This is a genomic window from Streptomyces sp. DH10 (genome assembly GCF_029813805.1).
In the GTDB taxonomy this organism is placed as follows: domain Bacteria; phylum Actinomycetota; class Actinomycetes; order Streptomycetales; family Streptomycetaceae; genus Streptomyces; species Streptomyces coeruleofuscus.
In genome coordinates, this window is record NZ_JARVKU010000007.1 from 269,252 (window position 1) to 282,252 (window position 13,001).

General features: G+C 72.2%; 10 protein-coding genes. 7 read left to right on the forward strand and 3 right to left on the reverse strand.

Features of this window, described 5'->3' with window-relative positions; genetic code table 11:
* Positions 1–34: 34 nt before the first annotated feature.
* Entirely contained in the window at positions 35–958 is a 924-nt protein-coding gene (locus QC385_RS17655) for an SDR family oxidoreductase (protein ID WP_279542286.1), read from the forward strand.
* 41 nt (positions 959–999) lie between these two features.
* Here the strand turns inward: QC385_RS17655 and QC385_RS17660 are convergent, their stop codons facing one another.
* The gene (locus QC385_RS17660) at positions 1,000–1,887 is read right to left on the reverse strand and encodes a hypothetical protein (protein WP_279542287.1); all 888 of its coding nucleotides are present in this window, start codon (positions 1,885–1,887) and stop codon (positions 1,000–1,002) included.
* A 122-nt stretch (positions 1,888–2,009) separates the two neighbouring features.
* On the opposite strand from QC385_RS17660, the gene QC385_RS17665 reads away from it, so the two are divergent.
* Together QC385_RS17665 and QC385_RS17670 are read left to right on the forward strand one after the other, a co-directional pair.
* On the forward strand, positions 2,010–2,462 hold the full coding sequence (locus tag QC385_RS17665; protein WP_279542288.1) for a GNAT family N-acetyltransferase: 453 nt from the start codon (positions 2,010–2,012) through the stop codon (positions 2,460–2,462).
* Positions 2,463–2,507: 45 nt separating this feature from the next.
* Positions 2,508–2,858 (forward strand): chorismate mutase, encoded by a 351-nt coding sequence (locus QC385_RS17670; protein ID WP_086848188.1) that lies wholly within the window; start codon positions 2,508–2,510, stop codon positions 2,856–2,858.
* Between the two features lie 44 nt (positions 2,859–2,902).
* Here the strand turns inward: QC385_RS17670 and QC385_RS17675 are convergent, their stop codons facing one another.
* Complete coding sequence (locus QC385_RS17675) at positions 2,903–3,739, reverse strand: alpha/beta fold hydrolase (protein ID WP_279542289.1); 837 nt, start codon at positions 3,737–3,739, stop codon at positions 2,903–2,905.
* A gap of 297 nt (positions 3,740–4,036) precedes the next feature.
* Between QC385_RS17675 and QC385_RS17680 the strand changes: the two genes are divergently transcribed.
* The 4 genes from QC385_RS17680 to QC385_RS17695 all read left to right on the forward strand — a co-directional run bounded on the left by QC385_RS17680 (position 4,037) and on the right by QC385_RS17695 (position 11,063).
* Complete coding sequence (locus QC385_RS17680) at positions 4,037–4,588, forward strand: response regulator (RefSeq protein ID WP_279542290.1); 552 nt, start codon at positions 4,037–4,039, stop codon at positions 4,586–4,588.
* 67 nt (positions 4,589–4,655) lie between these two features.
* Positions 4,656–7,151, forward strand: a complete 2,496-nt coding sequence (pepN, locus tag QC385_RS17685; RefSeq protein WP_279542291.1) for an aminopeptidase N — start codon at positions 4,656–4,658, stop codon at positions 7,149–7,151.
* A gap of 1,036 nt (positions 7,152–8,187) precedes the next feature.
* Complete coding sequence (locus QC385_RS17690; protein ID WP_279542292.1) at positions 8,188–9,591, forward strand: pyridoxal phosphate-dependent decarboxylase family protein; 1,404 nt, start codon at positions 8,188–8,190, stop codon at positions 9,589–9,591.
* Positions 9,591–11,063 carry a lysine N(6)-hydroxylase/L-ornithine N(5)-oxygenase family protein gene (locus QC385_RS17695; RefSeq protein WP_279542293.1) on the forward strand — a complete coding sequence of 491 codons (1,473 nt, stop codon included), beginning with the start codon at positions 9,591–9,593 and terminating at the stop codon, positions 11,061–11,063. The genes QC385_RS17690 and QC385_RS17695 overlap by 1 nt, the downstream gene beginning before the upstream one ends.
* A gap of 13 nt (positions 11,064–11,076) precedes the next feature.
* On the opposite strand, the gene QC385_RS17700 is transcribed toward QC385_RS17695, so the two are convergent.
* Positions 11,077–12,882, reverse strand: a complete 1,806-nt coding sequence (locus QC385_RS17700; RefSeq protein WP_279542294.1) for a bifunctional metallophosphatase/5'-nucleotidase — start codon at positions 12,880–12,882, stop codon at positions 11,077–11,079.
* Positions 12,883–13,001: the final 119 nt, after the last annotated feature.

Here is a 13,001-nt window from a genome sequence, read left to right on the forward strand (position 1 = left end):
GAACAAGGAGACCCGACATGAAAGGAGACCCGTGATGAGCGGAATCTGCGACGGCCGGGTCGTCGTCGTCACCGGCGCCGGCCGGGGCCTCGGCCGCGCCCACGCCCTCGCCTTCGCCGCCGAGGGCGCGCGGCTCGTCGTCAACGACCTCGGCGTCGGCCTCGACGGCACACCCGGAGCCGACGGGACACCCGGTCCCGGCAGCCCCGCCGCCCGCGTCGCCGAGGAGATCCGCGCGGCGGGCGGCGAGGCGGTGCCGCACGGCGGTGACATCGCCACGACCGAAGGCGCCGCCTCCCTCGTCCGGACGGCCCTGGAGACGTACGGCCGGCTCGACACGCTCGTCAACAACGCGGGCTTCCTGCGCGACCGGATGCTGGTCAACCTCGACGAGGACGACTTCGACGCCGTCGTGCGCGTCCACCTCAAGGGCCACTTCCTGCCCCTGCGGCACGCCGCCGCACACTGGCGGTCCGAGGCCAAGGCGGACCGCCGGCCCGAGGCGCGGATCGTCAACACCAGCAGCGGCGCGGGCCTGCTGGGCTCGGTCGGACAGGGCAACTACAGCGCCGCCAAGGCCGGGATCGTCGCCCTCACCCTGGTCGCCGCGGCCGAACTGAGCCGCTACGGCGTCCAGGTCAACGCGATCGCCCCCGCCGCCCGGACCCGCATGACGGAACGCACCTTCGCCGACACCATGACAGCACCCGACTCCGGCTTCGACACGATGGCCCCGGAGAACGTCTCCCCTCTGGTCGTCTGGCTCGGCTCGGCCGCGAGCACCGGCGTGACCGGCCGGGTCTTCGAGGCGGAGGGCGGCCGGATCACGGTGATGGAGGGCTGGCGCCCCGGCCCGGGCGTGGACAAGGGCGAGCGGTGGACTCCGGGGGAGGCGGGGGAGGCGGCGCGGAAACTCCTGGCGGAGGCGGGTGAGCCGGGGCGCGTGTACGGGGCGTAGGAAGACCGGCGGGCGATCCCTCCCCCCACCCCGGCGCACACCTACGTGTCGCACTCCAGCACACTCCGGCACAACGCACACCGCGCCCGCACCCGCCCCCGCACCGGCACCCTGATCCGCTGATGGCAGGTCGGACAGGGAAACGACACCCGCAACCGCCCGCCCCCGTCGGGAGTGAACGAGTACCGCGCACCCGGCTGCGGCGGACCGGTCGGCGCGTGCCGCCGATCGCGCGCGTACCGCCGCCGCCCCGCCCATCCCGCCGCGGTCAGCGGCGGCTGCTGTTCATCGAAGCGGGCCAGCTCCCTGCCCTTCACATACGCCGTGTACGCCTGCGGACTGGTGAACCACAGCGACGGGTCCTCCCCGAAGACCAGCGCCCGCTTGGCCAGCACGTACCCGAACTCCTCCGGCGTGAGGTACCCCAGCTTCTGGGACGACGCCCGGTCCTCCCGGTACGCGTCCAGCAGCAGCCAGCCCGCGCCCAGATACGTCGTCGCCGTGTCCGTCAGGATCTCGTTGTCCCGCACGCCCGGGAAGGACAGGTCGAGGCGGTGCAGGTACACATGCATCACCTCGTGCGCCAGGGCCGCCCCGATGTCCCGCCGATGCGTACGGAACCGGTCGTTCAGCTCCACGAAGTACTCCGGCCCGGCCGCGAGCTCGACGTTCGCCGCGTGCCGCATCTCCCGGAAGCTCACGATCATCCGGGCGTCCGGCAGCCGGTAGTGCCGCACCAGCTCGTGCGCCACCCGCTGCGCCCCCAGATACAGGTCGTCGGTGTCGCAGAAGGCCACGTCGGCGGGGAGCACGCTGGTGGCGAACGTCTGGATCGTGTCGTACGACAGCCGCTTGTACAGCGCCGTGACGGCGGCCCGCACCGTCTCCAGATGCGGGTAGCCGTGTTCCACCGGCCCGTCGTTCGCCACGCCTCACCCCCAAGACGCCCCTGAACCCGATTCCACTGTACGGAAGTGTGACGGCCACAGGGCCGCCCCGGCCCGGCGAAAACCGGTCGTCGCCGCCCCGGGCCGCCGGCAGAATCCGGGCCGTGACCAGCGAACAGCGCTCCGTCGCCGCCTCGCTCCAGGTGGGCGGCCAGGACGACGAACTCGAGAAGCGGCTCGACGAGGAGCTGACCGCCTTCAACACCGCGGCCGCCGACGGCGCCACCACAGAGCCCCTCTCCGTCAGCGTCGCCGACGAGGCCGGCGGCCTGATCGGCGGGCTCACCGCCTGGACCTGGGGCAGCCTGGCCTGCGTGGACATGCTCTGGGTGCGCGCGGACCAGCGGCACGCCGGCTGGGGCGGCCGGCTGATGCGCGCCGCGGAGGAAGAGGCCGTCCGGCGCGGCTGCACGGACATGATCGTCTCCACGTACAGCTTCCAGGCGCCCGGTTTCTACCCGCGGCTCGGCTTCCGGGAACGGGCGCGCATCGAGGGCGTGCCCGGCGGACACGAGGACGTCTACTTCCACAAGCGGCTGAGCGCCGCCGAGTTGTGAGACGGCCCGCGGCCGCCGGGCCTGCGCCCCTTAGGCTGACCTGCCATGACCACCAGCAACACCGGCACCGGTGACGTCGACCCCGCCGTCGTTACGGAACTCGCCCGCCTGCGCGACAGCATCGACAACATCGACGCGGCCGTCGTCCACATGCTCGCCGAGCGCTTCAAGTGCACCCAGCAGGTCGGCCTCCTCAAGGCCCGGCACCAGCTCCCGCCCGCCGACCCGGCCCGCGAGTCCCGCCAGATCGCCCGGCTGCGCGCGCTCGCCGAGGACGCCAAACTGGACCCGGCCTTCGCGGAGAAGTTCCTGAACTTCATCGTGGCCGAGGTCATCCGCCACCACGAGCGCATCGCGGACGAGGCACTCAACGGGTCCGCGCCGGGCCGTAACTGACCCGGCTCGGTCTTCGGCCTGTCCGGGCCGAAGACCAAGTCAGCTCATCCTTTGAGGAATTCGGTGATCTGCGGGGCGATCTTCTTCGGTGCCATGACGACCGCGCCGTGGTTGAGGCCCGGCAGGATGCGGTGGTCGGCCTGCGGCAGGACCTCGGTGACGGCGCGGGCGGCCCGCTGGAAGGCGGCCGGGCTCTTGCCGCCGGTCAGCACCCGGGTGGGCACACTCGCGCCCTTCCACTCCTCGGCGTTGAGCGGCTTGCCCTGCTGGGTGTCGCCCATGACCGCGATGTCGTAGGGCAGGGTGCGGGCCAGCCCCGTGAGGTTCGCCCACACCTTCGGCATCAGCTTCATGAAGAACACCGCGATAGCGGGCATGCCCTGCACCCTCGTCATGAAGTACTTGACCGCGTCGCCGTCGCGGCCCTGCGCGAGCAGTGCGGTGATCTGCCGCGCGAGGTCCCTGGGCGGGCCGTCATCGCCTTCGGCGACCACGAACGGCGGCTCGTACAGGGCCAGGCGGTCGATGTTCACCCCGGCAGCGGCCGCACGCAGGGCGAGGACCGCCCCGGAGGACGAGCCGAACAGCGACGCCGAGCCGCCGACGTGCTCGATCAGGGCGGCGATGTCCTCGATCTCGCGCTCGACGGCGTAAGCGTCGCCGTCACCGCTGGCACCCCGGCCGCGCCGGTCGTAGTTGATCACTGTGAAGTGCTCGGCGAGCAGGGCGGCGAGCCTGGTGGTGTCGGAGCGGTCGGCCAGGGCCGAGGCCACCAGGACGACAGCCGGCCCGCTGCCCGACTGCTCGAACGCGATCTCCGTGCCGTCGGCGGAGACGACACGTACGGCGGCCTCGGCCGCCTGCCCTCGGGTTGCTGACATGACCTTCTCTCCCGTTCTCCTGGGGCCGTACTTCTGCGGCGTGGACTACTGCCGTTGAGACCCCTGGGGGGCGGAAAACTCATCGGAAACCCAGTCGGGATCGTCTGCCGAATCAGTCGGGTTCGCCTGCCGAATCAGCCGGGTTCGCCTGCCGAATCCCCGCCTGCTCCCCGGGGGGAGTGACACCGCGCCCCGCGCGGGTGCATGCTGCGCTGTGCACAGCATGTCAGCTGACAAGTACTACGCGTCAGCGTCCCGGACTTACTCTGGTCCTCCACAGGGAGGGGACGTCGGGCCATGCCGTCGGATACCAGGATCCTCATCGTCGACGATCACGAGGACACGCTGTACGCGCTGGAGAGCGCCCTGGCCCCGCTGGGCTACCAGCTCGGCCGGGCCACCAGCGGCGACGAGGCGCTCAAGCAGGTGCTGCGCGGCCAGGTCGGCCTGCTCCTGCTCGACGTGCGCATGCCCGGCGTCAGCGGGCTGGAGGTCGTGCGCTACATGCGGCGTGTGGAACAGACCCAGCACATCCCGGTCATCCTGCTCACCGGCTTCGGCCCCGACCAGGAACTGACCACCGCCGCCTTCGGCCTCGGCGTCGCCGACCTCGTCATGAAACCCGTGGACCCCTGGGCCCTGCGCACCAAGGTCCGCTACCTCTACGACGCCCACCGGCACCACCTCGCCCTGGAACAGGAGGTGCGCCGGCTGCGCGCCCAGGTCCGGGAGCACACCGAGACCGCCGCGCACCCCCAGCGTCCCGCCCGGCCCCACCCCGACGCGCGCGTGCCGACCCAGCGGCCCTCGGGGGCGCACGCCGGGGAGCTCGAAAAAGACCGCACATAGACCGGACATCGATCGCAAACCGATCCGCCTCTGTGCCATGCCGGTGCCATCAGGCAGCATGTCCTGCATGTCCGTACTGACGCGCGACGAAGCGCAGACCCGAGCAGGGCTCCTCGACGTCCACCGCTACACGATCCAACTCGACCTGACCACCGGCGACGAGATCTTCGAATCCCGCACCGTGATCAGGTTCAGCGCCCGCGCGGACGGGGACACCTTCGTCGAGGTCAGGCCCGCCGAGCTGCGCTCCGTCACCCTCGACGGACAACCCCTGGACCCGGAAGCCCTGGACGGCAACCGGCTGCCCCTGAAGAACCTCACCGCCGGCCAACACGAACTGCGCGTGCACGCGCACATGAGCTACTCCCGCACCGGCGAAGGCATGCACCGCTTCACCGACCCCACCGACGGCGAGACCTACGTCTACACCCAGCTGTTCCTGGACGACGTCCAGCGCGTCTTCGCCGCCTTCGACCAGCCCGACCTGAAAGCCGTCTTCGAACTGTCCGTGAAGGCCCCGCAGGGCTGGACCGTCCTCGCCAACAGCGTCACCGAGCACACCGGCGACGGCCTCTGGCAGGCCGCGCCCACCCCGCTGATCTCCACCTACCTCGTCGCCGTCGCCGCCGGCCCCTGGCACTCCGTGCGCACCGAGCACCGCGGCCTGCCCTTCGGCCTGCACTGCCGCCGCTCGCTGGCCCCCTACCTGGACACCGACACCGACGAACTCCTCGACGTCACGCGCGCGTGCTTCGACCGCTACCACGAGAAGTTCGACGAGCCCTACCCCTTCGACTCCTACGACCAGGCCTTCGTCCCCGAGTTCAACCCGGGCGCCATGGAGAACCCCGGACTGGTCACCTTCCGCGACGAGTTCGTCTACCGCTCCGCCGTCACCGACACCGAGCGGCAGACCCGCGCCATGGTCATGGCCCACGAGATGGCCCACATGTGGTTCGGCGACCTCGTCACCCTCAAGTGGTGGGACGACATCTGGCTGAACGAGTCCTTCGCCGAGTACATGGGCTACCAGACCCTCACCGAGGCCACCCGCTTCACGGACACCTGGACCGACTTCGGCGTCAACCGCAAGTCCTGGGGCTACGACGCCGACCAGCGCCCCTCCACCCACCCCGTCGCCCCCGAGGCCGTCGACGACACCGCCTCAGCGCTCCTCAACTTCGACGGCATCTCCTACGCCAAGGGCGCCAGCGCACTGCGGCAGCTGGTCGCCTGGCTCGGCGAGAAGGACTTCCTGGCCGGCATCAACACCCACTTCACCCGGCACCGGTTCGGCAACGCCACCCTCGCCGACTTCATCGACTCCCTCGCCGGCGCCACCGAACGCGACGTCCACGCCTGGGCCGACGCCTGGCTGCGCACCACCGGCGTCGACACCCTCACCCCGCACCTCGTCCCCGGTGAGAACGGCACCTGCGCCCTCACCGTCGACCGCACCGGCAGCCGCCCGCACCGCATCGCCGCCGGCCTGTACGACCGGGACCTCGGCGACGACGGCGGGCACCTCATGCTGCGCGAACGCCTCCACCTGGACCTGCCGCAGACCGGCGCCCACCCCATCGGCAAGCGCCCCGCACTGCTCCTCCTCAACGACGGCGACCTCAGCTACGCCAAGGTCCGCTTCGACCCCGAGTCCTTCGAGACCGTCCGCAAGGACCTGTCCGGCCTGCCCGAACCGCTCACCCGAGCGGTCGTCTGGAACGCCCTGCGCGACGCCGTCCGCGACGGCGAACTGGCGCCCGCCGCCTACCTGGAGACCGCCCGGGCCCATCTCCCGCTGGAGACCGACCTCGCGATCGTCCAGGGCGTGCTCGCCTTCGCGTCCACGTACATCACCGACCGCTACCTCACGCCCGAGGAGCGGCCCGCCGCGCTCGCCACGCTCTCCGAGCTGTGCCGCGACCTCATGCGCCGCACCGAGGACGGCGACCATCCCGGGCTGCGCCTGATCGCCGTACGCCACCGCATCAACGTCGCCGCCCACCCGGACACCATCGCCGCCTGGCTCGCCGACGGCACCGTGCCCGGCGGCCCGGAGCTCGACCCCGAGCTGCGCTGGCGCGTCCTGGGCCGGCTCGCCGTCCTCGGCGCCACCGACGAGGCCGCCATCGCCGCCGAACTGGAACGCGACCCGAGCGCCACCGGCCTGGAGGGCGCAGCCCGCTGCCGGGCCGCCCTGCCCGACCCGGAGGCCAAGGCCCGCGCCTGGGAGGCGATGTTCGGCTCCGACGAGCTGTCGAACTACCTGTTCACCGCCACCGCCCAGGGCTTCTGGCAGCCCGAACAGGCCGACCTGGTGCGCGGGTACGTGCCGCGCTACTACACGGACGCGGTCGACGTCGCCGACCGCCGCGGCCCCGCCATCGCCGAAGCCGCCGGCCGCTGGGCCTTCCCCGCCCACGCCGTCGACCCCGAGAACCTCCGCCTCGGCGAGGACTGCCTGCACGACGCCGCCCCGACTCCGGCGCTGCGCCGCAAGCTCGCCGACCAACTCGACGATCTGGCACGGGCGCTGCGGGTTCAGGAGAGCACGAAGGCCTAGAACAGGCGCCCGGGGTGCGGGCGGTTGCCCGTTCGCGCCCCGGGCGCCGGGGGGGGGGAGGGCTGTACGGGCGGTTTCGTGGGTCGCGCCTCGGGTGCGGGGGAGGGCTGTACGGGCGGTTTCGCGGTCGGGCCTCGGGCGCCGGGGAGAACCGCGTGGACGACTGCGAGGGCCGAGCCCGGGTGCGGTGGAGAACCATGCGGACGGTCTCGCGGGTCGGGCCTCGGGCGCCGGGATGAACCGCGTGGAGACTGCGCGGGCCGGGCCCCCGGGTGCGGTGGAGAAGCACGCGGGCGGTTTCGCGGATCCGGCCCCGGCGCGGGCGGAAAGCACGCGGGTCAAGCCCCCGGGCGCAGTGGAGAACCACGCGGACGGTCTCGCAGGTCGATCCCCGGGCGCGGGCGGGAACCACGCGGGCGACTGCGAAGGCTGAGCCCCGGGCGCGAGGGGGAAACCACGCGGGCAACTGCGCGGGCTGAGCCCCGGCTTGGGCGGGATCCACGTGGGCGACTGCGCGGGTCAAGCCCCCGGGCGCAGTGGAGGACCACGCGGACGGTCTCGCAGGTCGATCCCCGGGCGCGGGCGGGAACCACGCGGGCGACTGCGAAGGCTGAGCCCCGGGCGCGAGGGGGAACCACGCGGGCGACTGCGAAGGCTGAGCCCCGGGCGCGAGGGGGAACCACGCGGGCAACTGCGCGGGCTGAGCCCCGGCTTGGGCGGGAACCACGCGGGCGACTGCGCGGGTCAAGCCCCCGGGCGCGGTGGAGAACCACACGGGCGGTCTCGCGGGTCGATCCTCGGGCGCGGGCGGGAACCACGCGGGCGACTGCGAGGGCTGAGCCCCGGGCGCGAGGGGGAACCACGCGGGCAACTGCGCGGGCTGAGCCCGGGCGCGGTGGAAGCCACGCGAACGACCTCAGGGGCCGAGCCCCGGGCCGGGCCGTTGCGACAGGTTTCCCCGTACGGAAGTACCTCCTCCCGCATCCGGTCGTTGGGCTTTCCGGGCGCGCCCGCCCCGCGTCCCGGAGGACAGCCCATGCGCACGCCGCCCCTCGCCTCAGGTCCCGAAGGCCCCCACGCCCTGCGGCCGTTGATCGACACCGTGCTCCGAGCGTTGGACGACGGCGCCCGGGCCCGAGGCGGGCCGCTGCCGGCGGGCGGCCCGGACGCCGTCGCGGCGCGGCTGCGGGAGGCGGTGGGGGAGGCCCTGCCCGACCAGGGCGACCCGCACGCCCTGCGCACCCTGGTCCGCGCGTTCGCCGAGGGCGCCGCCGACCCGGCACACCCCCTGTGCGCCGCCCACCTCCACTGCCCGCCCCTCGCCCTCGCCGCAGCCGCCGACCTCGCGGCCTCCGCCCTCAACCCGTCCCTGGACTCCTGGGACCAGGCCCCGGCGGCATCGGAACTGGAGACGCTGGTCGCGACGGCGCTGGCCGCAGAGGTCTACGGGGCCGGGGCAGACGGGGACACCGGCCCCGACTCCCTGATCACCACCGGCGGCACCGAGTCCAACCAGCTCGCCCTCCTCCTCGCGCGGGAGGCGTACGGAGGGCCCGTGCGCCTGGTGTGCGGGACGAACGCCCACCACTCGCTGTCCCGGGCCGCCTGGCTGCTCGGGCTGCCCGACCCCGTCGTCGTACCCGCCCCGGCCGGCACGCTCCACCCCGACGCGCTCGACGAGGCCCTCTCCCGACTGCCCGGACCGCTGCTCGTCGCCGCCACCGCCGGCACCACCGACGCCGGACTCATCGACCCCCTGCCCGAGATCGCCGCCCGCTGCGCCGCCCACCGCGCCCGGCTGCACATCGACGCCGCCTACGGCGGAGGCCTCCTCTTCAGCGACCGCCACCGCCCCCGGCTCGCCGGGCTCGACGCCGCCGACACCGTCACCCTCGACCTGCACAAACTCGGCTGGCAGCCGGTCGCCGCGGGCCTCCTGGCCGTCAAGGACCCCCACGACCTCACCGCCCTGCGGCACCGCGCCGACTACCTCAACGCCGCCGACGACACCGAGGCCGGCCTGCCGGACCTGCTCGGCCGCTCCCTGCGCACCACCCGCCGCCCCGACGTCCTCAAGCTCGCCGTCACCCTCAGGACCCTCGGCCGCAGCGGCCTCGGCGCGCTCGTCGACCAGGTCTGCACCCGGGCAGCGGAGTTCGCCGCCCTCGTCGAGGACCACCCCGGCTTCGAACTCCACGCCCGGCCCGTCATCAGCACCGTCCTGTTCCGGCCCGCGGGCGCAGGCGACGCCACCGTGGCCGCCGTACGCCGCGCGCTCCTCACCGACGGCCGCGCCGTCCTCGGCCGGGCCCGCCTCGACGGCCGGCTCTGGCTCAAGGCCACCCTCCTCAACCCCGCCACCGGGCCCGACGACCTGGCCGCGCTGCTCCACCTCGTCACAGCGCGGCAAGCGACACTCGTGGAAGGACACACCCCCTGATGAACCCCGCGCCGAGCCCCCAGCCGCACGAGCCGAACCCCGCCCAGGCCACCTGGCCCCAGCACCCGCACCCCCACCACGAGCCCGACGCACCGCGCGACCTGGTCGGCATCGGCATCGGCCCGTTCAACCTGTCCCTCGCCGCGCTCGCCCACCCCCTCGGCGAACTCGACACCGCCTTCTACGAGCAGCGCCCCGCCTTCGGCTGGCACTCCGGCCTGCTCATCGAGGGCGCGACCGTCCAGGTGCCGTTCCTCGCCGACCTGGTGAGCCTCGCCGACCCCACCAGCCCCTGGACCTTCCTCAACTACCTCAGGTCCCGCGAGCGGCTCTTCCCCTTCTACTTCGCCGAGCGCCTCCACATCCAGCGCGCCGAGTACGACGCCTACTGCCGCTGGGTCAGCGAGAGCCTCCCCGGCCTCCACTTCGGCCACCAGGTCGACGCCGTCCGCTGGAACCCCGAACGCGACCTCTTCGAAGTCGACTTCACCCAGCTCGACGCCGACGGAGAAGCGGAGGCCCTCGGCCGGACCTACACGCACAACGTCGTCCTCGGCATCGGCACCGAGCCCTACGTCCCCGATGCCCTCAAACCCCTCGTCGAGGCCCCCGGCGTGCCCGTCGTGCACGCCGCCGACTACCTCGACCACCGCGACGCCCTGCTCGCCGCCGAGCACGTCACCGTCGTGGGCATCGGACAGTCCGGCGCCGAGATCTTCCTCGACCTGCTGCGGGGCAGGCCCGCCGGGCGCGAGAAGCTCCACTGGCTGGGCCGCACCGACGCCTTCGCGCCCATGGAGTACTCCAAGCTCGGCCTGGAGCACTTCACCCCCGACCACACCCGCTACTTCCACGCCCTGCCCGAATCCGCCCGCGACCGGCTCCTCGCCGGGCAGTGGCAGCTGCACCAGGGCATCGACACCGCCACCATCGCCGCCATCCACGACGAGCTGTACCGCCGCACCCTGCACGGCGGCTGGCCCGACGCCGTCCTCACCCCCGGCGTCCGCGTCCGCACCGCCGGACGCGTCGCGACGACCAAGGTGGAACTGCACCTGGAACACGGCCGGCAGGACAGCCGCTCCCGCCTCACCACCGACGCCGTCGTCCTCGCCACCGGCTACCGCGAACGCCCCCTCGACCGCATCCTCGCCGGCCTCGACCCCTACATGCGCCGCGACAGCCAGGACCGCCCGCGCATCGACGAGGACTACCGCCTCGTCCTCGACCCGTCCGTCACCGGCACCGTGTACGTCCAGAACGCCGAGACCCACACGCACGGCGTCGGCGCCCCGGACCTCGGCCTCGCCGCCTGGCGCAGCGCGATCATCCTCAACTCCCTGACGGGCAGGGAGGCGTACGCGCTCCCACGCCGCACCGCCTTCACCACCTTCGGCCTCACGCAGCGGCAGCAGGTCCCGCCGCCCCGTGAGGCACCGGCACTGACTCCGCTCGTCGACGACCGAAGGTGACGAAGCACCCGGCTCAGAAGACGGGCGTGCCGTTCCGCGTCAGCTTCCAGTCCACCGCCGCGAACCCGGCCGGATCGATGGACCCCTTCGCCTTCACCCAGGCGATCATGGTGTTGCGGATCTCCTCCGAGTTCGACCACAGCAACGGAGCGGCGGCGACATGCGGGAAGTTGCCGCCACCGTTGGCCCGGTAGTTGTTCACCGCGAACACGAACTTCGCGTCGTCCGCGAGCGGCTGCCCCTCGAACCGCACGTTCGTCACCCGCGAACCGGCCGGCTTCGCGATGTCGATCTCGTACGAAAGACCGCTCACCACGTCGTAGTTGTAGTCCGGCGTGCCGTTCGCGTTCGTCAGCTTCGCCGGATCCACCTGAGCATCCGGCGCCGTCAGCGCGAAGTAGTTCGCCGAGAACTCCAGGTACGCCTTCATCTGCGCACCCGTCATCAGACGCGCCTCCAGCGTGTTCTCGAAGACGTACAGACCCGCCACGTCCCGGATCGTCACCTCGCCCGCCGGGATCCGGGCGGACCGCGAGAAGCACGCCGCCTGCGACAGCACCGGCAACGCGGCGTGCTCCGAGCCCGCCAGAGCCTGCTTCACCGTGTCCGCCTGGATGTGGTTGATCAGATCGATGATCGGCACGTCCTTGTACGGCGCCTCGGCCGACGTCATCTCCGCCGCGTTCGTGCCGATGACCTGGTTGACGTACGCCACGACCTTCTCGTGCTCGTCCGACAGCAACCGCACGATCTTCGGGTCCTCCTCCACCGTGTTGGAGTTCAGGACCTGCGCGCCCACCTTCTCGACCGCCCAGCGGCCCTTGTCCCACACCAGCTGGAAGTCGAAGAGCGTCAGCCGCTGCCCCCACTTCAGCGGCTCCGACAGCACCACCTGCTTGCCGGTCCTCTTGTTGGTGACGAAGTACTCGGGGATCTCCGTGTGCGCGTGCCCGACCAGGATCGCGTCGATGCCCGGCACCTGCTCGGCCACCAGCCCGGCCGCGTTCTCGATGTACGGCAGCTGGTCACCGTAGGACGACGTCCCCGACGAACCGCTGTGCGCCGACACGATGACGACGTCCGCGCCCATCGACCGCAGCTTCGGCACCCACTTCGCCGCCTGCTCCTCCAGACCCGGGAACGTCATCTTCCCCTGCACGTTCGCCTTGTCCCAGATCGCGATGCCCGGGTTGGTCAGACCCAGCACCGCCACCTTCACATCCCGCCCGCACGGCGTGCGCAGCCGGTGCATGCTGTACGGCGCGAACGCCGGCCGCAGCGTCTTCGCGTCCAGCGCGTTCGCGCCCAGCAGCGGGAAACGGCACTGCTGCTCGAACTTCCGCAGCACCGGAATGCCGTAGTTGAACTCGTGGTTGCCGAGCGCCGCCGCGTCATAGCCCATGGCGTTCATCGCCTGCGCCATCGGGTGCACCGGGCCGCCCTCGGCCGTGATCGGGTCGACCTTCGCGTAGTAGTACGACAGCTGCGTGCCCTGGATGGTGTCGCCCGCGTCGATCAGCAGCGTGTTGCGGCGGCCCTTCTCCTCACGGACACGGTTCACCAGGGTCGAGACCTTGGCGAGACCGATGTCGTTGTGGTCCTTGTCGTCGAACTCCTTGTCCGTGAAGTAGTCCCAGTTGAAGACGTTGCCGTGCAGGTCGGTCGTCCCCAGCACGGTGAAGGCGTACCGCTTCGCGCCCCGCTTGTCCTCGCGCGCCTCGGCCGCCTGCGCACCCGGCGCCCCGACCGCACCGGCCAGCGCCACCCCCGCCCCGGTCACGGCGGACTTCTCCAGGAACTTCCGGCGGTTCAACGGCATGTCTGGCTCCTCGCGGAATCTGTGAACGACGCGCGTAGATAACGCGCGTAGATTCTGACCCGCACATGACCGGCAGCAACAGCCCCGCCAGGTTGCGATCTGATGACTCGATCCGCCCA